At 42.9% G+C, this 25098-nt stretch carries 22 protein-coding genes; 18 read left to right on the top strand and 4 right to left on the bottom strand.

All coding sequences use genetic code 11. The annotated features are described in order from the left end of the window. Window positions 1-610: 610 nt before the first annotated feature. The 4 genes from imuA to NH462_RS01455 all read left to right on the top strand — a co-directional run bounded on the left by imuA (window position 611) and on the right by NH462_RS01455 (window position 7065). Window positions 611-1297 carry a translesion DNA synthesis-associated protein ImuA gene (gene imuA / locus NH462_RS01470; RefSeq protein ID WP_010370960.1) on the top strand — a complete coding sequence of 229 codons (687 nt, stop codon included), beginning with the start codon at window positions 611-613 and terminating at the stop codon, window positions 1295-1297. A gap of 2 nt (window positions 1298-1299) precedes the next feature. Beyond that, a complete protein-coding gene (locus NH462_RS01465) occupies window positions 1300-2697 on the top strand; it encodes a DNA polymerase Y family protein (protein WP_253103398.1) in 1398 nt (465 codons plus the stop codon). Further along, window positions 2697-5774, top strand: a complete 3078-nt coding sequence (locus NH462_RS01460; protein ID WP_253103396.1) for an error-prone DNA polymerase — start codon at window positions 2697-2699, stop codon at window positions 5772-5774. Before NH462_RS01465 ends, NH462_RS01460 begins: the two co-directional genes overlap by 1 nt. A 337-nt stretch (window positions 5775-6111) precedes the next feature. Then, window positions 6112-7065 (top strand): fibrinogen-like YCDxxxxGGGW domain-containing protein, encoded by a 954-nt coding sequence (locus NH462_RS01455; RefSeq protein WP_010370969.1) that lies wholly within the window; start codon window positions 6112-6114, stop codon window positions 7063-7065. 96 nt (window positions 7066-7161) lie between these two features. On the opposite strand, the gene NH462_RS01450 is transcribed toward NH462_RS01455, so the two are convergent. Further along, entirely contained in the window at window positions 7162-7632 is a 471-nt protein-coding gene (locus tag NH462_RS01450) for a hypothetical protein (RefSeq protein WP_010370973.1), read from the bottom strand. A gap of 92 nt (window positions 7633-7724) precedes the next feature. On the opposite strand from NH462_RS01450, the gene NH462_RS01445 reads away from it, so the two are divergent. Next, window positions 7725-8108, top strand: coding sequence for a response regulator (locus NH462_RS01445; RefSeq protein WP_010370975.1), 384 nt, complete (start codon window positions 7725-7727; stop codon window positions 8106-8108). 93 nt (window positions 8109-8201) lie between these two features. Here NH462_RS01445 and rpsT read toward each other — a convergent pair whose 3' ends face one another. After that, window positions 8202-8462: a 30S ribosomal protein S20 gene (gene rpsT / locus NH462_RS01440; protein WP_010370978.1), complete on the bottom strand. Its 261-nt coding sequence runs from the start codon at window positions 8460-8462 to the stop codon at window positions 8202-8204. A 427-nt stretch (window positions 8463-8889) separates the two neighbouring features. Here rpsT and murJ point away from each other — a divergent pair, with 427 nt between their 5' ends. From murJ to NH462_RS01375, 13 genes are all read left to right on the top strand, one after another. Then, the gene (gene murJ / locus NH462_RS01435) at window positions 8890-10452 is read left to right on the top strand and encodes a murein biosynthesis integral membrane protein MurJ (protein WP_010370982.1); all 1563 of its coding nucleotides are present in this window, start codon (window positions 8890-8892) and stop codon (window positions 10450-10452) included. A 67-nt stretch (window positions 10453-10519) separates the two neighbouring features. Next, the gene (ribF, locus tag NH462_RS01430) at window positions 10520-11446 is read left to right on the top strand and encodes a bifunctional riboflavin kinase/FAD synthetase (protein ID WP_010370985.1); all 927 of its coding nucleotides are present in this window, start codon (window positions 10520-10522) and stop codon (window positions 11444-11446) included. A gap of 21 nt (window positions 11447-11467) precedes the next feature. Further along, complete coding sequence (gene ileS / locus NH462_RS01425) at window positions 11468-14296, top strand: isoleucine--tRNA ligase (RefSeq protein WP_017216185.1); 2829 nt, start codon at window positions 11468-11470, stop codon at window positions 14294-14296. A 9-nt stretch (window positions 14297-14305) separates the two neighbouring features. After that, window positions 14306-14809 (top strand): signal peptidase II, encoded by a 504-nt coding sequence (gene lspA / locus NH462_RS01420; protein WP_253103394.1) that lies wholly within the window; start codon window positions 14306-14308, stop codon window positions 14807-14809. After that, entirely contained in the window at window positions 14806-15246 is a 441-nt protein-coding gene (fkpB, locus tag NH462_RS01415) for an FKBP-type peptidyl-prolyl cis-trans isomerase (protein ID WP_010370993.1), read from the top strand. Before lspA ends, fkpB begins: the two co-directional genes overlap by 4 nt. Continuing rightward, window positions 15246-16175, top strand: a complete 930-nt coding sequence (ispH, locus tag NH462_RS01410) for a 4-hydroxy-3-methylbut-2-enyl diphosphate reductase (protein ID WP_253103392.1) — start codon at window positions 15246-15248, stop codon at window positions 16173-16175. The genes fkpB and ispH overlap by 1 nt, the downstream gene beginning before the upstream one ends. A gap of 13 nt (window positions 16176-16188) precedes the next feature. Beyond that, on the top strand, window positions 16189-17193 hold the full coding sequence (locus NH462_RS01405) for a histidine kinase (protein WP_253103390.1): 1005 nt from the start codon (window positions 16189-16191) through the stop codon (window positions 17191-17193). Then, the gene (locus NH462_RS01400; protein ID WP_253103388.1) at window positions 17190-17876 is read left to right on the top strand and encodes a LytTR family DNA-binding domain-containing protein; all 687 of its coding nucleotides are present in this window, start codon (window positions 17190-17192) and stop codon (window positions 17874-17876) included. Before NH462_RS01405 ends, NH462_RS01400 begins: the two co-directional genes overlap by 4 nt. A 117-nt stretch (window positions 17877-17993) precedes the next feature. Then, a complete protein-coding gene (pilV, locus tag NH462_RS01395) occupies window positions 17994-18548 on the top strand; it encodes a type IV pilus modification protein PilV (protein ID WP_017216180.1) in 555 nt (184 codons plus the stop codon). Then, window positions 18545-19552, top strand: a complete 1008-nt coding sequence (locus NH462_RS01390) for a PilW family protein (RefSeq protein ID WP_045964373.1) — start codon at window positions 18545-18547, stop codon at window positions 19550-19552. The genes pilV and NH462_RS01390 overlap by 4 nt, the downstream gene beginning before the upstream one ends. Next, a complete protein-coding gene (locus NH462_RS01385; RefSeq protein ID WP_010371010.1) occupies window positions 19540-20001 on the top strand; it encodes a hypothetical protein in 462 nt (153 codons plus the stop codon). The genes NH462_RS01390 and NH462_RS01385 overlap by 13 nt, the downstream gene beginning before the upstream one ends. A gap of 22 nt (window positions 20002-20023) precedes the next feature. Beyond that, window positions 20024-23158: a PilC/PilY family type IV pilus protein gene (locus NH462_RS01380; protein ID WP_253103386.1), complete on the top strand. Its 3135-nt coding sequence runs from the start codon at window positions 20024-20026 to the stop codon at window positions 23156-23158. After that, window positions 23145-23582, top strand: coding sequence for a type IV pilin protein (locus NH462_RS01375; protein ID WP_253103384.1), 438 nt, complete (start codon window positions 23145-23147; stop codon window positions 23580-23582). Before NH462_RS01380 ends, NH462_RS01375 begins: the two co-directional genes overlap by 14 nt. Before the next feature lie 262 nt (window positions 23583-23844). Here NH462_RS01375 and NH462_RS01370 read toward each other — a convergent pair whose 3' ends face one another. Then, window positions 23845-24351 carry a GspH/FimT family pseudopilin gene (locus NH462_RS01370; RefSeq protein ID WP_253103382.1) on the bottom strand — a complete coding sequence of 169 codons (507 nt, stop codon included), beginning with the start codon at window positions 24349-24351 and terminating at the stop codon, window positions 23845-23847. 99 nt (window positions 24352-24450) lie between these two features. Further along, the gene (locus tag NH462_RS01365) at window positions 24451-25056 is read right to left on the bottom strand and encodes a GspH/FimT family pseudopilin (RefSeq protein WP_010371021.1); all 606 of its coding nucleotides are present in this window, start codon (window positions 25054-25056) and stop codon (window positions 24451-24453) included. Window positions 25057-25098: the final 42 nt, after the last annotated feature.

Genomic DNA, 25098 nt, shown 5'->3' with positions numbered 1-25098 from the left:
TAATCTTTCCTTTGTCATCACTATCAAGTAACTTATTTTTCAACATAAGCTTATAATAATGTCGTTATAACTTTGCCAGTTGCAGCGAAGTGGTAGTTCAGTTGGTTAGCTGTTACCTTAGAGAAAGCGGCCTGTCACGCCAGGGGGTGCGGCGGTTCGACGCTTCGATTCGAGTCCCGTCCACTCCGCCAGTTTGCATTTTCTCTTCTAAGCAAGCTTCCTTGACCAAAATCAAATAACTCATTTACGTTAATCTTTCCCTTGTCATCACTATCAAGTAACTTATTTTTCAACATAAGTTTATAATAATGTCGTTATAACTTTGCCAGTTGCAGCGAAGTGGTAGTTCAGTTGGTTAGTTGTTGCCTAAGTGGGTAGCACTCATCGAGGCCAAAAGACGATTATCTACGCGCCACACTCATTGTTTTACGTCTCAGTTCTTGTCGCCTTTTATACAAATACACTTTGTAGATCTCATTTCTCCTAAGCAAAACACGATTAACTTAAAGCGCAAACTATGGTTATTTTTAACTCGCCTCTTTTCTAGCGATCTACTTGCGATCTGCCTTTATTTAAATATACTGTATATATAAACAGTATTTGGTGATGTATGGCGAATTATATAGATCTTCTTGAGCGTAAAAACTTGCTTTGGCGTGGACGTGGACAGGCCGTGCAGCATGATGTCGTCAGTACTCGCTTTGCTGCACTTGACGATTTGCTGTGCGGTGGTTGGCCGCAACAAGGTGTGATTGGTGTGAAAACTGCAATGGGAGTAGGAGAGTTAAGGTTGATATTGCCCCATTTTGTGGATGATAACCGTTTGAAGGTATTAATTAATCCTCCAGGGCAAATACATGCCGCAGCATTGCATTATTTATCGTTAGATCTGAGTGAATTTATGATATTGCAGCCACCAAGTGAAAAAAAAGCATTGTGGGCTGCGGAACAATGTGTAAAAAGTGGTGCGTGTAGTGCGCTTGTACTTTGGCACGAAGCGCTTTCTATTGCTGCTGTAAAGCGTTTGCAGTTAGGTGCACAGGCGGGAGGTTGTAGGTTATTTGCTTTGTATCAAGCGCAGTACGCCCAGACTTTACCATTTACACTTTCAGTGGTTTTACAAGCACAGCACAGCGGCTTGGATGTGACAGTAAAGAAGCACAAGGGGCACTTTGCACATCGCAGTCTTAAACTAGAGAATCCCCACTATTGGCCAGAGCTTGAAAAGCCAAATCTACCTCATGTTAGCGATAATATAGTTGCATTTTCGGGCTATGAGCGGCGTTTAACGAGCTAGTTATGTGGTTATATCTCTATTTTCCTATGCTGCAACTAGAAGGAATGACAAAGCAAACAGTTTCCGGTGATTTTGTGACACCCGTTGTTATTATTGATGGCCGCAAAAACCAGATAGTACAGCTAAATGATGCAGCGCAGCAGCGAGGTATAAAAATAGGAATGGGCCTTGGGACTGCTTGTGCATTGTGTACACAGCTTCATGTTTTGCCCTACGACGACCTTCTAGAAAGACAGCAGCTATTAGAAATTGCCAATATGCTTTATCAAGTAAGTGCAGATATTGTAATCGATGAACCTAATGGCCTTGTGCTTAAAGTCGATTCTATGCTGTCGCTCTATCATGATTTGCCAAGTTACTGGCAAGTAATATCTGGACAATTAGCGCAGCTTGGCAAGAGTTATTATTACGGCATGGGTGAGTCCACAATAATGGCTAAACTCTTGGCGCGAGAGCATTGCAATGCGCTTATGTTAACGCTGTGCCAAAAGCGTCATTACTTGGGGAAAATTGGACTAACACATACAAGTCTAGACAGTCGGGTGATTGAGCTGCTTGCTCGCACCGGAGTTAAAAATGTGGCGCAGTTAGAGCAGTTTGCACTCAGTGAGCTGGCTAAACGTTTTGATACTGAACTCGTACATTATGTAGGCTGCTTGTTTGGAAAGCTAAAGGAAACTCTTAACTATTACCAACCTGCGGAAACTTTTGAGCTTACTGCACCTTTACTTTACGAAGTCGAAGTAATGGCTTGGTTAGAAAAGCCAATCGAGCATTTGCTATCGCGTTTAGCCTTATTCCTACAGCAACGTAACTTAGTAACTCGAACGCTTTATTTTACCTTAGCACTTCGAGATAAAGAGGCTTTAGAAATCACATTAAACAGCGCGGAGCCTGAATATAAGGCGGAAAATTGGCAGCGTTTGTTAAACCTCAAGCTAGAATCCATAACCTTAGATGCGCCCGTACAAAGTGTTTCACTCAAAGCTGATGCACTAGAAACGCAGCATGCCACAATAAAAGATCTCTTCTCAACGCAGCAAAGTGCGATGTCTGCGCAAGAGTTGCGGGCTATTCTATGTGCTAAGCTCGGTGAGCAGGCTGTGCAAGGTTTACAACTTACAGGCGATCCTCGTCCTGAAAAGGCCAGTACTTATAGCCACGAGCCACATTTCACGACACTCAAGAGTAAATTAAGACCTACCATTCTATTTCCGAAGCCACAGCCTTTATGTGAAAGAGTCAATATTATTTCTGGTCCAGAGCGTATTGCTTCAGGGTGGTGGGACGGTGAGCCGGTCCAGCGAGATTATTTTATTGTACAAAATGAACAAGCGCAGCGGTTATGGGTATTTCGAGAGCAAAATAACCATTGGTATATTCATGGAGTATTTAGCTAATGTCTTATGCCGAGCTTTTTTGCCAGAGCAACTTTTCATTTTTGACTGGCGCATCGCGACCAGAAGAGTTGGTCAAACAAGCAAATTTTTTAGGTTATAGCGCAATAGCCATTACTGACGAATGCTCTTTGGCTGGCATTGTCCGTGCTCATGCTTATATTCGTGATCATAAGCTCAAGATAAAACTCATAGTTGGGAGTTTGCTGAAGTACAACAATATTGACTTGGTTGCTATTTGTCCTTGCCAGCTCGCTTATACAGAGTTATGTCGAGTGATCAGTAATGCTCGCCAGCGAACGGAGAAGGGACAATATCAGCTTAGTGAGTGGGATATTATGTCGCTTAAGCATGTTTTATTGTTGTGGTTGCCAAAGGGGAACAGTCAAGATGTTCAAGCATTGCAATGGCTGTGTAAATATCACCCAAATAGAGTATGGATTGGCTACCGACGTAACTTGAGTGCAGAAGATGTACATTACTTTACCCATTGTGTAAAACTGTCAAAAGCTTATCAAATACCTGTCTGCGCTGTTGGTGGGGTGCTTATGCACTGCCCGTCTAGACTAGCGCTACAGCACACACTGACAGCCATTCGACAGAATCGTGTGATAAGCGAGATCCCTGAGAAAATGATTAGTAATAGCGAGTCGGCACTGAGATCTATCTCTAAGCTTAATAAGTTGTTCTCACCTACCTTTCTTGAAGAAAGTGCCAATATCGCGAAGCGATGTGTATTTAATTTAGACTCATTGCATTATCAGTATCCTCAGGAGTTAGTGCCTAAAGGCTTTACTCCAATGGCTTATTTACGCGCGTTGGTCGAAAAGGGTAAACAAGTTCGCTTTCCTGATGGCGTGCCGCCAGATATAGAAGCCATTATTGATAAAGAGCTCTCGCTTATCGAAGCGCTTGATTATCCGTTTTTCTTTATCACTATTCATGACATTGTGATGTATGCAAAACAGCATCAAATCTTATATCAAGGGCGAGGCTCAGCCGCTAACTCTGTGGTCTGCTATTGCTTAGAGATAACCGCAGTTGACCCTCGGCAAGTGGGCGTATTGTTCGAGCGTTTTATTAGTAAAGAGCGTAATGAGCCACCCGATATAGATGTAGATTTTGAACACCAACGTCGTGAAGAGGTGATCCAATATATCTACAAGAAATATGGCCGTAAACGCGCAGCATTAGCAGCAACGGTGATCACGTATCGTTTAAAAAGTGCCATGCGTGATGTTGGCAAAGCCTTGGGCATTGAAATGGCGCAAATAGAGTACTTTATTAAGCATCTCAACCGCCGTGATAAAGGACTTAACTGGCAGGCCCAATTAGTGGAGCTAGGGTTAGAGCCAAACTCATTAAAAGGTCAGCACTTTATTCAGTTGGTTAATGACATTATGGGGTTTCCAAGGCATTTATCGCAGCATGTTGGTGGTTTTGTTATCTCAGAAAGTCCATTACATGAATTAGTGCCCGTAGAAAATGCAGCTATGCCAGAGCGCACAATTATTCAATGGGATAAAGATGACCTTGAAACCCTTAAGTTACTCAAAGTCGATATCTTGGCCTTGGGTATGCTAAGCGCTATCCGTAAGTGTTTTGGCTATATTGTAGCGCATACGAAGCGAAACCTGGATCTTGCCCAATTGACTCGTATGCAAGACGACCCTTTGGTCTATAAGATGTTGCAAAAAGGGGATAGTGTTGGCGTGTTTCAAGTAGAGTCTCGCGCGCAAATGAGTATGTTGCCAAGGCTGAAACCCGCGAATTACTACGACTTAGTGATCCAAATTGCCATTGTACGTCCCGGCCCTATTCAAGGGGATATGGTGCATCCATTTTTAAAGCGGCGAGATGGTGAAGAGCAAGTGACTTATCCATCAGAAGCGGTTAAATCTGTATTAGAGAGGACCATGGGGGTTCCTATTTTCCAAGAACAAGTGATAAAACTGGCTATGGTTGCAGCTGGATTTACTGGAGGAGAAGCTGATAGCCTACGCCGAGCTATGGCGTCATGGAAGAAAACCGGAGAGCTGATGCAGTTTAGAGAAAAGCTTATTCGAGGCATGCTGGAGCGGGGCTATGAAGCACAATTTGCTGAGCGGATTTTTGAGCAGATTTGTGGCTTTGGTGAATATGGTTTTCCTGAAAGTCACTCAGCTTCTTTTGCTGTGTTGGCTTATGCCTCTGCGTGGTTGAAATACTACTACCCAGCAATGTTTTATACCGCTCTACTTAATAGTTTACCAATGGGGTTTTATTCGGCTTCACAGCTGTTGCAAGATGCATCAAGGCATAAGGTTAGCATTTTACCTATTTGTGTTAACCAGTCCAATTACGAACATCAAGTCGTACAAGAGCCAAGACAAACAACGTTTGCGATCCGTTTAGGGCTTCGGCTTATAAAAGGGTTAAGTGAAGAAGAAGCACTGCAATTATTACAATGCAGACCTCAAGAAGGGTTTGGTAAAATCGTGCAGTTACAACAAGCTGGTATTACCAACAGTACTATTGAAAAGTTGATTTCTGCGGATGCTTTACATCACTTTGTGGATAGCCGTTATGCTGCTAGGTGGTCGCTTGCAGATCAAAGTAAAACCTTGCCACTATTCAGCGATATTGAAGAGAAAGAGTCGCAATATAGTCACTTTAGCGCCACAGAGTTTGAAAACTTACAGGAAGATTATAATAGCACTAAGGTTTCCTTACGCACTCACCCAATCAAGCAACTTGAGCAAGCTAAGCTTATAGCCCGAACGGTTAAGGCCAATGAACTGCTTTATCGACCGCATAAATCGTTAGTAACAGTGATAGGGCTGGTAACAGGAAAGCAAGCCCCAGGTACCGCAAAAGGCGTGACCTTTTTTACTTTGGAAGACGAAACAGGCAACATCAATGTAATTGTGTGGTCTGGTACTGCTCGAGCACAAAAGCAAGCCTATATGGGCGCTCAGCTATTAGAAATAAAAGGCATAGTAGAGAAAGAGGGTGAAGTGGTACATGTTATTGCTGGTAAGTTAATCGATAGAAGTGAGTTACTAGAAGCAATGAAAATTAAGGCTCGCGCTTTCCACTAAAACTCAGTGTAGAGGGGGAAACTTTTGCTGCAGCCTTTATTGTTGACATAAATCATTTCTATTTTTTTTCTTTCAGGTACAGTATCTAATGCCAATTTGATTTAATACTTGCTCAACTTGAGGGATTAACCTGACGCTAGCTGCGTTAAAAATTTCTTATTTAGAACAATTAAATAGCAAAATTTTTGCCTAGCCTAAATGTGGATTTAGGTATCTTGGCGATAGTAGGATGCTGAAGCGGAGCTATTGACATGCTTTTCTTGCCTCAAAATAGACCACTTAATTGAGTGAATTGGTATAAGCCTAATTAAAAATACGTTATAAAAGGACGTAACGAATGACACTAAAAAGAAATACACTACTTATCCCTCTACTTTTTTCTTCAGTTTCTCACGCTACGGTTATTGTCCAAGCTACAGCAGATAATGAAAATGCTACGGTAGAAGCGATAGGTGGTCGAGTTAACTTTGATACCGTCATAAAAAATGAAGGTAGTGCAGATGCTAACCTAAGGTACTATGACACGTTGATTTTTCCTAAAGGGGAGCTATATAACCGTTCAGCTGCAAGTAATATTACATTATCAGCTGGTGCAAGCTTTGAGCAGACCAGGCCAAGTGTTGTTGTGCCTCCTGAGTTTCCTGCTGGAGAATATAATTACGTACTATCTGTATATAATAAGGATACGGGTGAGATCACATCTTCTAACTTTTCATTCTTTAAGCAATATGGAGAAAAGAAAGGCGCCAGTTGTCATGAAATACTGATCGATGGGCAGAGCCAAGGAAGTGGCATTTATACGATAAAGTCCGAGAGTGCACCAGTACCTTATCAGGTGTATTGTGATATGGAAACTAAAGGTGGTGGTTGGACACTCGTTGGAATTAAAAATAAGGCATTACCTAATGAGGAGGTTGAAGAGCTTACTTCTTTAGATAGTGAAGCAAGTGTTGTCTCTGATCAAAAGTGGCAAGAGTTAAAATATGTTTCCCAAGAGGTATTGGTGGTAGCTGATAAAATTACAGCCGTGCTAGATATGGATATTTTGAAGAGCGCAAATTGCAAACCATTGGCTGAGTCCCTGACAGAAAACCTATTAGCCCACAACGAAACTGGTGGTTGTAATGGCAAGGGACAAGACTATTCGCTATTTGGTTCAAATCAAGGCATTACTTCCGTATACGATTATTCTTCAACTAAATTTATTAAAGAAAAAAGTGGCTCGGGATGGGGAGGTGCAGATACCTCACCCTATTATAATGGAACTAAAATGTGGATTTATGTCCGCTAAGCTAACTTTTACCCAGCGAAGTTTAAAAAATGATGATACGGTTGTTTAAGCCGTATCATCATTATAGAAGTTCCGTTGCCCTTTCAAAGCGATTTTTTAAGACTGAAGCAATTTCATCATGGCCGCTATAAAGCCTTCTTGCTTGATTATTTGGTACTTTTGGCACGTATCTGGGTTTTTCAAATCGTGACATAGGTATAGTGTATTACGCTCAAGTGCTGGCTTTGGGTGTAAATTTGAGTCAAATAGCACAGGATCAATACCCGGAAGACCAGACCAATATACACTACTAGCCACAAGGCCTAATTTCTCATAAGTAATCAGTTGTGGTTTTGGCAAGACAACGAATAGTATTCCAATGACTGCAAGTGCTATCCACTTACCTTTTCCCTTAGGTCTATCATTATCTGTAGCAGTTTGTGCTTGCTGTGCTTGTGCGGTTTGCTGAGCCTTCATCGCTGCAATTTGTTGTGGCGATGGTCGACGGTTTTTTGTTGTACTAGTGCGTTTCTTTTGGTTGGACTGTACTTGACCTAAAAGCGATTGTTTTTTTGATGGTTTTGCCATGCTTTAAGTAGCCTTTTAGTTGCAGGTCTCTATAATGCTTCTATGCTAAGTATAATAGCTTATTTTTACACTACAGCCTACGGGAAAGGACTATGGATCAAAATATCTCTATTTTAATCGTCGATGATGTAGGGACAGTTCGCAGCTTTTTACATCAAACCTTAATGCACTTAGGCATTGATCATGTAAGAGAAGCCTCCACTGCAACGCAGTGTGTAAAGTCATGTGAAGAGCAACATTTTGATATTGTCTTTCTAGATATTGAGCTGCCCGATGGTGATGGTAAAGAGTTAATTGCAACCCTAAATGAAATAAACCCGAATATTAATGTCGTTATGGTGTCGGCACACTCAACGGTAGACAATGTTAAAGATGCTATTGAGCGTGGTGCTAAAGGTTTTGTTGTTAAACCATTTTCGCCAAAGAAAATCGCGGCTATGCTGAAAAAGTTTTACCCAGATTTAGAATTGGTTTAAAACTGCACTGATTTTATCTTTTGATACCAAAGTATATAAACTACAGACATAAAAAAACCGACATAATGTCGGTTTTTTCAATCCAGCAACAAATTAAAGTGCTTTGATCTTAGCAACTAAACGGCTCTTATGACGAGCAGCTTTGTTTTTGTGGATTAGACCTTTAGTTGCGTAACGGTCTAGGATAGGTGCAGCAACAGCGAATGCTTGAGTTGCAGCTTCTTTATCACCAGCTTCAATTGCAGCGATTACTTTTTTGAAGTATGTACGCATCATTGAACGACGGCTTGCGTTGTGCTTACGACGCTTTTCGCTAGTGATAGCGCGTTTTTTTGCAGACTTGATGTTAGCCAAGGTTTGCTCCTAACAATCTTAAAATAAGCTTAATTTAAAGGCCGAGGAATATGCCTGTTTTAATCGCAAAAGTCAATATAAATTAACAAGCGCGGCCTAATGTTCAACACCCAAGACTCGACTTGGGCTATTCTCAATTCTTAACCTGTACAAATCAAAACGTTGCTATGCGACATTTTTACTTCTATAGCAGGCAAGTAAACCCGTAATATCCCAAGTTGCACTAATAATTTGCAAAGCGTAGCTTCACAAAGTGCCTTGAAAATCTCAGGTCTGAACCAAAGTAAACAGTCAAATTTCACGAGGTGAAACAGGCCTACCAAGGTTAATGGCGCGTATTGTATCAAAGCTGACAGGGCACGCCTAGTGCTAAATGCACAACGACTGTGGCATAATTTGCCGCGATTCACTGAATTTAGGAGTTAAGGTGGCAAAAGGGTTATTTAAATCGGGTATGATTGTCAGTGCCATGACTATGATTTCGCGGGTTCTGGGGCTAGTTCGAGATGCCGTCGTGGCAAACCTATTGGGCGCAGGATTGGCCGCAGATGTCTTTTTATTCGCCAACCGGATCCCTAATTTTTTACGTAGGTTATTTGCAGAAGGCGCGTTTGCTCAGGCGTTTGTTCCTGTACTTTCAGAAATTAAAGAAAAGCATGGAGACGATAGAGTAAGGTTATTCGTTGCACAAGCTGCTGGGACACTCGGGACCGTATTGCTTATTGTTACTATTTTAGGGGTGATTGGCTCGCCTTTGATCGCCGCATTATTTGGCACTAGCTGGTTTCTTGACTGGTGGCAAGGTGGTGCTGATGCCGAAAAATTTGTGCTTGCAAGCGCACTATTAAAGCTCACCTTTCCTTACCTATTTTTTGTTTCATTAGTTGCACTTAGCGGGGCGGTACTGAATGTTTATAATCGCTTTGCGGCAGCGGCCTTTACGCCAGTTTTACTCAATGTGTCGATTATCGGCTGTGCTATTTTTCTCCATGATAAATTTGCACAAGGTGCGTACGCTCTAGCACTCGGTGTATTTATTGGTGGTATTGTTCAACTATTATTCCAGATCCCATTTTTGTTGCGCTTAAAAGTCTTGAGTCGCCCTCAATTTGCATGGCGAAGCCCTGAAATAACCAAAGTCAGAACATTAATGATCCCTGCATTATTTGGTGTTTCTGTTAGTCAAATTAACTTACTACTGGACACCGTCATTGCTTCTTTTCTCGTGACGGGATCGATTGCTTGGCTTTATTATTCAGACAGATTAATTGAATTTCCACTCGGCCTATTTGGTATCGGTATTGCGACCGTGATACTGCCTGCACTTTCTAAATTACATGCAGGAGAAAAAAGTGAAGACTTTCAGAAAACACTAGACTGGGGTGTACGTTTTGTCATCTTCTTGGGATTACCAGCGATGCTAGGGCTGATGGTGACAAGCCCACTTATCATTTCAGTATTATTTGGCCATGGTGAGTTTGTTTCTCAAAATGCAGACAATATAAACAAGGTAAGCTTAGGGGTAGCCGCATATTCCGTTGGTTTATTAAGCTTTATGTTGATTAAAGTACTGGCACCGGGCTTTTACGCTAGACAAGATACTAAAACGCCTGTTCGTATTGGTATTATTACTATGGCACTCAATATGGTTTTCAATCTTATCTTAGCGCCTTTTATTGGTTATCTAGGCCTTGCATTGGCAACTTCATTGTCAGCGTCTTGTAATGCGTTTTTACTTTATCGTCAGCTGTCACATCAAGGTGTGTATCAGCTAAGCGCATTTTCTCTTGGTTTTACTGCCAAATGCTTTGTTTCAGCGGTCTCGATGGCTGCATGCGTATACTTTCTAGGCGCCCGCTTTGAATGGCTAGAGTGGGGACTGATGGAGCAGGTGCTATTACTTTGCGGATTATTAGTAACTGCGATGGTGAGCTATTTTAGTTTACTATTTATACTAGGGGTAAGATTGAGCACAATCCGAGATGCTTGATTCGCATTTTTAAGCAACTTGGGTATAATCGGGCTCTTTGATATTTGCTGCACAAAGGCACGGCACTATGCAACTAATCCGAGGGATCCATAATATTCGACCACATCATTTTGGTTGTGTGTTGACGATTGGAAACTTTGACGGGGTTCATCTTGGACATGTAGAGGTTTTGAAGGGGCTGATTAGCGACGCAAAACACTATCAACTTCCAAGCACAGTGATGTTATTTGAGCCGCAGCCCTTGGAGTTTTTTGCCAAAGATAAAGCACCGGCTAGGCTGACGCGATTACGTGATAAACTAGTCCTGTTGCAAGAGCTTGGTATAGAGCGAGTCATTTGCGTCAACTTTAATCGCAAATTTGCCTCGCAAGATGCAGAGCAATTTATCAAAGAAGTCCTAGTGACAAAGCTTGGAACCAAGGCGCTCACGGTCGGCGATGACTTTCGTTTTGGCCGTGAACGAGCTGGTGATTTTGCAATGCTAAAACGAGTGGGCGAACCGCTAGGTATGCAAGTAAAAGACACGGCAAGTTTTCGCAAGCAAGATTGTCGTGTAAGTAGCACGTTGATCCGCACGGCGCTTGCGGCTGGTGATTTACGTCAAGCACATGATATGTTGGGCCATACTTATGCCATTTCAGGCCGTGTTATTCACGGTTGGAAGAAAGGCAGAGAGCTTGGTTTCCATACTGCAAATATAGCCTTAAAACGCCAAGTGAGCCCTGTGCGCGGTGTGTATGCAGTCAAAGCGACTGTGAATCACAAAACACATTATGGCGTAGCGAATGTTGGCACTAAGCCAACCCTAAACGGAACGAAAGCCCTTTTAGAGGTGCATCTGTTTAATTTTAATGAGACCATCTACGGTCAGTTTATGAAAGTGGAGCTAATTGAAAAGCTTCGCGATGAGCAAAAATTCGAAACATTGTCGCAGTTAACAGAACAAATCAGTCGTGATGTTAGCAATGCAAAACAGTGTTTTTCTTTAACGTAGCCGATACGGAAAGTAGGATAAATGAGCGACTACAAACATACTTTAAATCTACCGGAAACTGAGTTTCCGATGCGTGGTAATTTGGCGCAACGCGAACCAAAGATGCTGAAAAAATGGTATGAAGAAGACCTATACGGTCAAATTCGCATTGCGAAAAAAGGTAAAAAGCCATTTATTTTGCATGACGGTCCTCCGTATGCAAATGGTGATATTCACCTAGGTCACTCAGTAAACAAAATCCTAAAAGATATTATTATTAAGTCAAAAACGCTTTCTGATTTTGATGCGCCTTATGTACCAGGTTGGGACTGTCATGGTCTTCCAATTGAGCTACAAGTGGAAAAGAAAGTAGGCAAACCAGGTAAGAAAGTATCGGCTGCTGAATTCCGTGAAAAGTGCCGCGACTATGCTAAAAAGCAAGTTGATGGCCAAAAAACAGATTTCAAACGCCTTGGTGTGTTAGGTGACTGGGATAAGCCATACTTAACCATGAACTTTGATTTTGAAGCCAATGCTATTCGTGTGCTTGGTCGTATTATCAAAAATGGTCACCTGCACAAAGGTGCAAAGCCAGTTCACTGGTGTACGGATTGTGGTTCAGCGCTTGCAGAAGCAGAAGTTGAATACCAAGACAAACAATCGCCGGCAATCGACGTAAAATTTGTCTTTGCTGATCAAGCGGCAATCATTAGTGCGTTTGGTTTGGCCGAAGGCCATGAGGGCAAAGGCGAAGTAAGTACCGCAATTTGGACTACAACGCCTTGGACATTACCAGCAAACCGCGCTGTGGCAGTACACGGTGCGCTAGAGTATGCGCTGGTACAAATTGAAGATGAAGGTCAAGAGCAGCGTATTGTGCTTGGTTCTGAATTAGTCAAAGACGCTGTTGATCGTTTTGGATTCAAGCACTTCCACGTACTAGGTTACGCGAAAGGCGCTGCGCTTGAGAATCTGCGCGTTGCACACCCATTCTTAGATTTCGATGTGCCTGTTATTTTAGGTGAGCACGTAACAACAGACTCAGGTACTGGTATCGTTCACACTGCACCTGGTCACGGTCAAGAAGACTTTGCAGCGGGTCAAGCTTACGGTCTAGAGGTTGCAAACCCGGTTGGTGCAAATGGTGTTTATCTACCAGATACACCGATTTTTGCAGGTCAGCACGTATTTAAAGCAAATGACAGCATCATTGAGTTATTAACTGAGAAAGGCGTATTGTTCCGTCATAAGGCGCTAACGCATAGTTATCCACATTGCTGGCGTCACAAAACTCCTATTATTTTCCGTGCGACGCCACAATGGTTCGTCAGCATGGATCAGGCTAACCTTCGCACTGATTCACTGAATGAAATCAAAAAGACAGAATGGTTGCCTGAGTGGGGTGAAAGCCGCATCGCAAACATGGTTGAAGGTCGCCCTGACTGGTGTATTTCACGTCAGCGTACTTGGGGTGTGCCAATCGCGTTATTTGTTGATAAAGACACCGGCAGCCTACATCCTGAAACGGAAGCCCTTATCGAAGCCGTTGCTAAATTAGTGGAAGAAAAGGGTATTCAGGCGTGGTACGACTTAGAGCCTAGTGCGCTATTAAGTGAAGCTGATGCTCAACAGTACGTAAAAGTACAAGACACACTAGACGTATGGTTTGACTCAGGTGTAACACATGCGTGTGTTGTTGATGCGCGAGAAGAATTAACAGGTCCTGCAGATCTTTACCTTGAAGGCTCGGATCAGCACCGTGGTTGGTTTATGTCATCAATGATGACTTCAGTTGCTATCAATGGCCATGCACCTTACAAGCAAGTGTTAACGCATGGCTTCACGGTCGATGAAAAAGGCCATAAGATGTCTAAATCATTAGGCAACGTGATCTCGCCGCAAGACATCATGAACAAGCTAGGCGCAGATATTTTACGCCTATGGGTAGCTTCTACCGATTACACGGCGGAAATGACCGTGTCTGATGAAATCTTTAAGCGCTCAGCTGACCGTTATCGTCGTATTCGTAACACAAGTCGTTACCTACTTGCGAACCTAAGCGGCTTTGATCCAAAAACGGATTTAGTAGCAATTGAAGATATGGTTGAGCTAGATCGCTGGATTGTAGCGCGCGCTGCACAGCTACAAACTGAGATCAAAACAGCGTACGACAAGTATCAAATGCTTCAAGTAACACAGAAGCTTATGAACTTCTGTACTGGTGAATTGGGCTCGTTCTATCTAGACGTCATCAAAGACCGTCAGTACACGGCGAAAAGTGATAGCCATGCGCGTCGTTCTTGTCAATCCGCGCTTTATCATATCGCCGAAGCGATGACACGTTGGATGGCACCTATCATGAGCTTTACTGCACAAGAAATCTGGGAAGTACTACCAGGTGAGCGTGGCCAGTTTGTATTCACGGATACTTGGTATGATGCAATTGAAGGGGCGACAGAAGGCTCGTTGAATAACGAGTACTGGCAGAACTTACTCGCGGTACGTGATGAAGTAAACCGTGTGCTTGAGAATGCACGTAAAGAAGAAGTGATCGGTGCAACGCTACAGGCTGAAGTAACGCTATATACAGGCGGGGACTTAGCTGAGCAGCTCAATGCCATCGGTGACGAATTACGCTTCGTATTACTAACTTCGAAGGCAACGGTAGAAGTAGTCAACAGCAAACCAGAAAATGCAGTTTCATCAGAAATTGATGGCTTATACATTAGTGTAGCGGCAACATCGGCTAAAAAGTGTGATCGTTGTTGGCACTATACCGACGACGTAGGTACGGATGAGCAACATGCAGACATCTGTGGCCGTTGTATTAGTAACGTTGAAGGTGACGGCGAGCAGCGTCAATTCGCCTAGGAGTAAAACGTGACACAAACTACACAGAAAAGTGGTCTGGTGTGGTTGTGGCTTAGTCTACTGCTTTTTGCAGTAGACTACTTCACCAAAGCACTGGTTATGGCTGAAATGGAACTCTATGAATCCATTGATATTTTGCCTATATTCAATCTCACCTATATGCATAACTATGGTGCGGCTTTTAGCTTCCTAAGTGAAGCTGGTGGCTGGCAGCGTTACTTTTTAAGTGGCATTGCCGTGGCGATTAGCACTTTACTGGTTTTTTGGCTACGTAAATTGCCCGCATCAAATTGGAAGTTGGGATTGGCCTACGCGCTGGTATTAGGTGGTGCTGTAGGAAATTTATACGACCGTATCATTCATGGTTATGTGATTGATTTCCTTCATTTCTATTATCAAGACTGGCATTATCCAGCGTTTAATGTGGCAGACATGGCGATTGTCGGCGGTGCTGCACTATTAATTTTCGATGCCTTTACCAGTGGCGATAAACCACAGGAGAAAAATGCGTGAGTGAGCAACTAATTGGAGCAAAGTCTGAAGTCTTGTTCCATTTTTCAATCAAGTTATCAGACGGTTCAGCAGCAGATTCTACCAAAGTTCATAATAAACCCGCTAAGTTGTTTATGGGTGATGGCAGCCTGACGGAAAATTTTGAAAAGTGTTTGCTTGGATTAAAAGCGGGCGATGAGAAATCTTTTGAGCTAGAGCCAGAAGACGCGTTTGGACAACCAAATCCTGATAACATCTATTATGTTGATAGAAGCAAGTTTGGCGCAGAAACCCCCGCTCAAGTAGGTAGCATCATTGCATTTACGCAACCAGATGGTACTGACTTACCTGGATTGATCCGAGAAGTGGCCGGCGACTCGGTAACTGTCGATTTCAATCACCCGCTTGCAGGTCAAAAAGTAACGTTTGAAGTTGAAATTCTTGAGGTAAATAACTAATGGATATCTTGCTGGCAAACCCGAGAGGATTCTGTGCAGGTGTAGATAGAGCGATCAGCATTGTTGAGCGTGCACTCGATATTTTCGAAGCGCCTATTTACGTTCGCCATGAAGTTGTTCATAACAAATATGTTGTTGATGGTCTGAAGTCTCGTGGTGCGGTATTCGTTGAAGAGCTAAATGAAGTGCCAGACGACAGTATTGTTATTTTCAGCGCGCATGGTGTTTCTCAGCAAGTACGTAATGAAGCGAAGCGCCGAGAGTTAAAAGTCTTTGATGCGACTTGTCCGTTAGTGACAAAGGTGCATATGGAAGTGACGCGTGCTAGCCGCAGAGGTACTGAGTGTATTTTGATTGGGCACCATGGGCACCCTGAAGTTGAGGGTACTATGGGTCAGTATGACAATCCGAATGGTGGTATTTATCTCGTTGAAAAACCAGAGGATGTAGTAGCTCTCGAAGTGAAAGATGCTGACAATGTGTTCTATTGCAGTCAAACAACATTATCGGTAGATGACACAGCCGATGTAATTGACGCACTGCGTAGCAAGTTTCCGAATATCAGTGGTCCACGTAAAGATGATATCTGTTATGCCACGCAAAACCGTCAAGATGCAGTTCGCGACTTAGCGGACAAAGTTGATTTATTGCTTGTGGTTGGGGCGAAAAATAGTTCTAACTCTAACCGCTTAAGAGAGCTTGCAGATAAAATGGGAACTAAGGCATTTCTTATCGATGATGCCTCTTCCATCGAAGAAACTTGGTTCGATGGGGTTGCAAAGGTTGGTGTAACTGCCGGCGCATCTGCACCTGAAGTGCTGGTTCAACAGGTTATCTCACGACTTAAAGAACTTGGTGGGGAAACGGTAGTTGAGAACCCCGGGCAAGAAGAAAATGTCGTGTTTGCCGTACCTGTAGAACTCAGATAAGAGAGTTAGCACGATGACACCGCGTATCAGGTTGTTGTCTGCACTATTGAGTGAGCGAGGTGTGCTAGCATTGCTAGTTGCCTCGCAAATCCTAGCCTTTTTATATACGCTGATTTCCGCGACAACGTTTTGGCAATCCCTTGGATTAACCAGCTTATTTATTCATTTCACTGCCTTTTTATCACTTGCCGTGATAGCGATTGTGCGCCACGCTGTTGAGAAGCGCTCAGATCTAGTTGAAGCTGGTATTCTCATTTCTGTCTTTGTGCTTTGTACTGTCGTCACTAGTACGGCTTTCCCCTATGGTTTTACATTGCTCGGTTGGATTGATGAGGCAAAAATTGAATTGAGCTTATGGCGTAACATCGCAATATGTCTTTGCATTATCACGCTTTTTGCGCATTTCTTAGCTATCTTTACCGATAATATTCGTAAGGTGAAAGCACTATCTCAAGCGGAACTTGAAGCGTTACACGCGAGAATTCGGCCGCACTTTTTATATAACTCACTCAATACCGTGGCCGAATTGACTCATATCGATCCAACTGCAGCAGAAAAGTCAGCATTAGCCCTTGCCGATTTATCTCGTGCTGCGATGTCCACACAAAATATTGTTCCGCTGGAAAGTGAAATATCTTTATGCAAAGCGTATTTAGCACTTGAGCAGTGGCGCTTTGCAGAGCGTTTGAGGGTAGAGTGGGAGTTAGACAATGTCTTGGGAGATGTTTTGATCCCTGCGTTGATATTGCAGCCATTGGTGGAGAACGCGGTTAGTCATGGGGTAGAGCCAAACCCAAATGGAGCGGATATTCGTATCCATATTCACTGCAGTAAACGCACCTTAACGGTGGTAATTTTTAACAGCTATGACGCAAAATTAAAGCCGACGCACCAAGGGCATGGCATTGGGATAAGCAACATCAGACGCCGCTTGGCTTTACACTACAATCAGCCCATTGATTTTAAAACCGAAGCCAGTCAAGATAGCTATACTGTCAGTTTTTCGCTACCGCTATGAAAACAGTAATATCTTACCTTATTGTGGATGATGAGCCGTTGGCAAGAGCTCGCGTTAAACGATTAATGCAAAAGCACGCAGGCTTTCGTTGTATCGGTGAAGTTGACTGCGCGGGTGGTGTGAAAGCGCTGCTAAATGAGGAGCCTGTACAGCTAATTTTTCTTGATATTTCGATGCCTGGTCAGTCAGGTGTTGAGCTTGCGAGCCAATTACGCCTGCAATTTCCGAGGATGAAAATCGTGTTTCTAACAGCGCATCCGGAATATGCGTTAGAAGCATTTGAACTGCACGCCAATGGTTATCTAGTGAAGCCACTAGATAGTGATAAGCTAGATGCTTTATTAACTACTATCTTTCCGAGTATGGAGACGCTAAGCTATTATGTTGGCAGTGAGTTGCGTTACGTTCAGGTTTCGGATGTTATTGTTGCCGAGGCGGATGAAAAATATACGCGAGTAACCTTGAATTCTAGCCTACAAGCATTAATTGACATGTCACTCAAGTCACTGTTAGATAAGTTTCCAACACATTTTATTCAAATCCATCGCAGTACATTAGTTAAGCGAACAGAAATTTCTGCTTTAGAACTACATGAACAAAAGCACTACGTTTGCCTCAAGTCGCTGCCCAATCGCTATGAAGTTAGCCGTAGAGCCTACACCCAACTAAAAACATTATTTTGAGTGTTAAGTGGTGAATAAACCGCTTATCGCCTCAATAGACCTTTCATACTATCCCATATTGAGTTTCAAAGACGACGGCTTACACTGAGGCTAGGGCAATTGAATTCTGGTTGAGATATGCATACTTCGCTAAAGCAACATGGCTTCACACTGTTAGAAGTGCTTATTGCGTTTATGATTTTAAGCTTTGGACTGCTTGGTGCGGTGGCATTACAAGCAAAAGCGAAACAAGCAAGTTTTGATTCTATGCAACGAGCCGCTGCGGTAGAGCTTGCCAGTGACATCATGCACAGAATAAGAACAAATGATGCGGCAAATATCACCACACTTTACGATGTTGACTTTAATAGCACCGAAGACGTACAGGCAAACACTACGTGTTATACACAGCGCTGTAATGCAGAAACGCTTGCGAAAACAGATATTGCTAATTGGCGTCAAGCGATAAGAGCAAGGGAAAATACAGGTTCGTTGGATAACGCGATTGTGTGTATTAATCCAACCGCAGGTGCCACTCCATCTGGGGTAAATGTGCAGGTTATTGTCACTTGGCGAGGGCGTCAGGCAATGACTGCATTGGAAAATAATCCAGCAGCCGGGTGTGGTGTTGAAGACGATAGACGGCGTGCAGTCGTAATGGAAACTTTTGTGTTGATAAGGAGTCAGCCGTGAACAAAATCCGAGGTTTTACATTGTTAGAACTCATGATAGCGATGTTTATCGGCGTATTGTTATTAGGCGGTGTCATTGCAACTTATGTCGGTATGAAAGCGACGACCAACGACACCATGAGTATTGGAGAGCTACAAGAAAAAGGACGTTTAGCGCTTTCCATTATGAGGCGGGATATCGAGCAAGTTGGCTTTTGGGGGACATTTTACGATCAAGGTTTCACGGATGATAATCAAGCCGCTCCAGCTAACCCTGGAAGTGACTGCTCTGGCGGGATAAACAATGGTAGCTTTCCGAACAATCAGCCTGCTAATTTCAGACCTATTTGGGCAACATTCACAACAAATGCAACGGCAATGGGGTGTATAACCAAAGCTCGACCGCAGTCAGAAGTGTTACAGGTGAAGTTTCTGGAAGGGAGTCCTGTAGAGATAACAGGTCTCGTGCCAGACGCAGGTGCTATCCAATCAACTAGGTATTATTTTATTGCACAGCAAGAGCAAGCCGAATTTATTGCAGGTGGCAATGTTGGCAACATGCCAAGCGTGAATGCGACACTTTGGCCATATAGTCACCATGTATATTATGTGAGTGAAGAGCAGCAGGTAATTAATAATCGTACTATTACTATTCCCGTTCTAAGAAGGCAAAGGCTACATGTAAACGGTGGTATGAAGGATGAACTAGTGATCGAAGGTGTTGAACAAATTCGTTTTGTTTTTGGTTTAGATACCAATTTTGACGGCCGAGTGGATAGATATAGAAATACAACAAATATGTCCGATGCTGACTGGGGCGCTACAAGAGGCATCTTATCCCTACAGCTGTTTGTATTGGTAAGAGTATTGGAACCGGATGTTGACTTTGGGGTACAGTCGCGGTCTTACGTATTAGGTAATGATCCTGATAAAAGGACGTTGACTTATAACGATGCCATTAGACGTACCGTATTTTCAACCACAATATCAATGTACAACATGGGAGGCTCAGCATGGGAAATGTAAAGCAACGGGGTGTAGTACTGATCATGGCGATGGTCATGGTAGTCGCCATAATGGCGGTTGCAGTAACGTTAATGAGTACCAGTACGTTGGATATAAAAATGACCCATGCCGTCATGGAACGAGAAGAAGCTGAAAGCTTACTCTTTGGTGAAATGCAAAGATTAATTCAGCAAGAGCAGCCGCTTCCTAACAATATTTTTCTGCGTTCAAGGCAGCAGTTAGCGGACGAAGGCACAACAGTACAAACGCCTAATGGCTTACAAGCCACTGTGACTAACCTAAATAATGGTGAGCTAGAGCTGTTTTGTCCACGGCAATATGACTATACCGAGGGGTTTGTGTGCAACATGACGGAAGTTGAAGCCACTGTGGAATATGGTGATAGGGGACGTCACAACGTCACTATCGTGATGGGAATTGGTCAGGAAATTGTGAGCGTTTCAAATTAACAGCCTTTTTCGAGTAACTGATATGAATAAGTTAATATACACGATAGTTGCATTAATGGCGCTATTACAAACCGCTCAAGCAGAAGACATTGAGCTTTATGTTAAACATAATGTTTCTACCCGTGAGCAACCTCGGGTACTGATGCTATTTGATACATCAGGCAGTATGGCGTGGGACTCACAAAATGGTAAGGCGTGTTATGAGCGTTACTCATATCGCGTGTGGACTGGCTGGCGCTATGAAACGCGTTATGGCTACCGAGAAACAGAGTGTTTTAATGGCAGTAACTGTTATCAAGCGAACCAATATAATCAAGCGGTTCAGGGGTGTGCGGATAGCCGCCTAAAAGTAGCACAAAATGCAATGCGCAGTTTAGTTAGCGATAATGATGATATTAGATTTGGCCTGTCTCGACTTTATTCTTCGAGTGGGGGTTATATTCTTAATGGGATTGGCAGTAGCCGCAGCGATATTGTTGATAAGATCAACGCATTACCAGCAAGTGGTTCTACGCCGCTGTCAGAAACGCTTTGGGAGTTATATAACTATCTTAAAGGTGGCAGCGTATACTGGGGCACTAACGGAGGAAACGACAGGGATAAAGGGATTGAACGTGGGAGCAACTATATTTCTGCGTTTAAGCCCGTGCGTGGCGAAGAAGAGCGGTGTGATACGTCAATCAACTTAATTTTAATGACGGATGGCGACCCTACCAGCGATACTGATTCTAACACAAGCATCGTTAATGAATATTACTCAGTGTATGGCGCCTACCCTAATTATTTCGACATTAATGAAGGCTCTGGTGTTACCAAAAACTATTTACCAGCTTTAGCCAAAACAATGCGTGGTACATCTCAAGTTAAAGTTGACTTATATCCTTCTACTCCAGATGAACATGACTTTGCGCGAGTCTTTACGATCGGTTTTGGTAACGGTATGTCTAGTACAGGTAAAGAGTTGCTTGCGGAAACTGCTAAGGAAGGAGGGGGGCAATACCTGCACGCCAATACCGCAAATGAACTGTCGGATGTACTCAAAACCACGATTACCAATATCAGAAATGTGAGTGCAAGTTTTAGTTCACCAACGGTATCCGCCAATGCTGAAGATCAAACCCAAACAGGTGATGCACTTTACTACACTCAGTTTAAACCAGAGACACATACTCGCTGGCGTGGCAACCTGAAAAAGCTTAAGTTTGTGGGTACAGAGATAGTAGGTCAGGAACTGACTAAAGCGATAAATGATAAAGGTGCGATTGATAGCAATATCACAACGTATTGGTCGCAAGCGCAATCAAAAGATGGCAACAATATTGAAAAAGGAGGAGTTAACTATGCGCTTGAAAATCAGGTTACTAGAAAAGTACTGTCTGATTTTGGTGGCGGTGATTTAGTTGATTTCACCTATAATAATGCCGAAAGTGCCTATGGTAATTTAACTAAACTTGCCACAGCAATGGAGTTAAGTGGTGCAAGTAAAAGTGAGATACAAAGTATTTTTAATTGGGCGATAGGTCAAGACGTCGACGATGATGATGGTGACGGTTTGAGATCTGAAAGAAGGCCAGACATATTCGCCGATCCATTACACTCAAAGCCTGCAACGGTTGACTATGGCAATGGCGATATTCGCGTGCTCATTGGTACCAACGCCGGCATGCTCCATATGTTTAAAGATCAAGGAAATAGCGTAACTGAAAGCTGGGCATTTATCCCAGGTTCTTTATTACCTATCCTGAATCCAGTCAAAACACGTAAAGCAGAAACGAAACTGTATGGCCTAGATGGACCTATTACTGTGTACTTTCACGATGTGAATAAAAATCGCAAGGTAGAAGCGGGTGATAAGGTTTGGGCCTTTGTGGGAATGCGCCGCGGCGGCAATAAATACTATGGCTTTGATATTACCAATCCAGATTCACCCAAACTATTGTGGGGTGGGCCTATTTCCGGTGATTCAAATAAGTTTAAGAACTTGGGGCAAACGTGGTCCAAGCCTGTGGTGACTTTCATTGAAAAGCAAAAGGATAGACCGGTATTGGTTTTTGCAGCAGGATACAATACCAATAAAGATAATGTTTCACGTAGCGATGATAATGATAAAGGCGTAGGGGTTTACATGGTTGATATCATGTCAAACAATGCTGATATCGTTTGGTCGCTGACTGGTGATGCGTTTAAAGGTAAGCACAGTATTGTTGCGGAGCCAACGTTAACGGACTCAGACTACGATGGCTATATTGACAGAATTTATTTAGCGGATACCGCAGGGAGTATCTGGAGAATTGATATACCCGGTCCAAACCCATCTGATAGTACTGAGCCTTGGACTCATTTTGAGTTGGCACGTTTGGGGAGTAGCTTTGCTGATGAGGATAGACGCTTTTTTTATCGTCCAAATATTGCTCGTACCTTTTATAGTAAGGTAACAGAGACTAGATATAACGGGAATTTGATTAAAGAGCGCAGAGATACACCGTTTGACGCCATTGTTATTGGTAGTGGTAATCGCTCTAAGCCGACAGATTCAAGTGTGACTGACTATCTTTTCATGATTAGGGATATACATACGAAAACGCAATCTTTTGTAAACGATATTCCAGACCCTATATTAATTTCTGATTTAATGGAAATGAAGAGCGATCCGTTTGGGAATGCTGTAGATGATATTGACGACTTTGTTGAACTAGAAGTAGAGCTGGCTAAGTTTAATGGCTGGAAGTATCAATTATCAGGGGGCGAAAAGTCGCTCTCTGGTGCGACTGTTATTGGAGGAGTCGCATATTTTACTTCATTTACACCAGCAGATCAGACAACCCAACAATGCACATTAACAGGTGGTAAAGGGCAGCTTTACATGTTCCATTTACATTATGGCACAGGGAAAACTTACGTGACCTCACAAGACCTACCAGATACGCCGACTCTAGTTGTACGCAAAGATGAAAATGGTAAAAGAGTTCCTTATATTGCAGGCCCTGGGATTATAGCTGATGACAGTAATCCATTTGTGCCGCCAGGGATACCGGGTGAACCAGTGCCAGTTGTAGGCGATGATGACAAGGTTATTATCTTTAAAAATAAAACGTCGGGTATCAGAACAAAACAACTTTACATTTATAAGAGGGAAGATAGTGATGAGAAGAAATAGTACCCTAGACAAAGCAATATCAGGTTTTACCCTGATTGAAGTAATGATAGTGGTGGTGATCATCGGTATTCTCTCTGCGATTGCATACCCTAATTACACTGAGTATGTGAGAAGAGGGGCAAGGGCTGATGCCATGACTTTGCTACTTGACGCCGCGAATAAGCAAGAGCAGTTCTTTGTTGATAACAGAGCTTACAGCGATAATCTAGCGGCAATCGGTGTAGCGACGGCAACGGAAAATGGTTATTTCAATGTAACACTTGAAAACGTTACTGCAGATACCTTTAGAATCGTTGCAACAGCCGCAGCAGGGCCGGTTCGAGGCGATGAACAGTGCCCAGCTTTAACCATTGATGAACTTGGGGTTCGTGGTGTTGCTGGGACAACGAATCAAGACGCTATAGATAGGTGTTGGGAACGTTAATTTTCGGGGGAGTAGTTAACTCCCCTTTGTATTAACACTAACTATCCCCGAGCTTAGGTTATTTAACCTGAGGTTTGGATAAGGAATGAGCTAATTCATTGTTTTTAATATTACATTAAATTATTTCCTTATCTAGCCAGAAAGTTTTGGGATTAACAAGGCGAATTTACGTACCAATAGCGGGCTATTGGAAGTGAATTCAACGCTGTTAGCGCAAAAACTGGCTGCTAGAAAGGCATTAATTATCCGAAGCTTAGGTTATTTACTTTTGACACTCATCAGTATCTTTTAAAGTGCTTCTCCCTGTGTAGCTAACTGACAGAGACAATCCCACGGTAGAACTTGCGTTACAATAGACAAAAGTACCGTTATAGAGTCCCGCGAGATGACCAAAGCGGCGAAATATAATGGCGTTTCTTGGGTAGGTGAGCATGTCCCCTGAGTCTACTGAGTCCACAACCGCTAATTTATAATCATCGCCTGAAAACTCACCTTGAGGGTGGTAGTCGATAAAAACCGTTAACTGAGTGTGCCATTCTTTGTCGTCGCAGCGATTGTTTTTCAGGGGGCACAAAGTAACGGTTGCACCGCTTGCAACGGCCTGAATGCGAGCAAAATTAATGGCTCGTCGCAATGCTTCAAGCTTTATTTTTGGTTTATCAAACTGAAATAAAGCCGTAAGACTGGGAAGAGAGAATAAACTGACGATAGTGATAATCGCCAAACACACTAAAGATTCCAATAGGGAAAAACCCATATGACGATGCATATCCTTTGCCTCGTTTTATATTTTCTTTAAGCCTAGACGTTTATATATTAAAGGCAAGATTGAAACTTCGAGATATTTTGCGCATCAGTACTTTTGTGGCTATCCACAGGTATCTGTTGTATTTCCTCGATATAATGCTGTGCCAGCGGTTGAAACACTCAACTGCTGATTGTTGTCGTCACTACCAGGACAATAGGTAAAGTTTCCCGCGTTTGAACCACTTAAGAGTCCACTTGAATCAAACCTTAGACGATTGTCACCAGAAAATACCATTGTGTCGTTATCGTCTACGACCTCCATCGTACGATGGATAGTATCACCATTACTAAATGTGCCATTTTTATCACTATCAACAAACACGCTAATTCTGTTCGTTGCCCAATTATCTTGGCAAGTAAATGCAGTCCTAGCTTGAATATTGGCTGGGGGAGCTGGGCAGAGAATGACAATTTCGTCTGCGGCGGTTGCTTTTACACGAGCAAAAGCGATATTGCGCTGTAATTCTTGCAAGAAGGACTCAGCTCGGTTGCGTTGCAGCAGGTTGCCATCAAAGCTAAATGAAATGGCCAATACGATAGCCAATATAGCGATGGTTATCATCAGTTCTAGTAGATTGAATCCTGCTGATTGTTTCATTACCGCCTCACAACCAAAAAGTAATAATTTATGATTAATATTATTGCGTGAAATCACTTCAACTTTCAATGTCTTTGTTTGCCTTGGGCAAGCGGATTGTCTAAAATCGAC

The sequence above is a fragment of the Pseudoalteromonas sp. OANN1 genome (assembly GCF_024124685.1).
GTDB lineage: Bacteria > Pseudomonadota > Gammaproteobacteria > Enterobacterales > Alteromonadaceae > Pseudoalteromonas > Pseudoalteromonas piscicida.
This window is presented reverse-complemented; position numbering and strand designations above follow the sequence as displayed.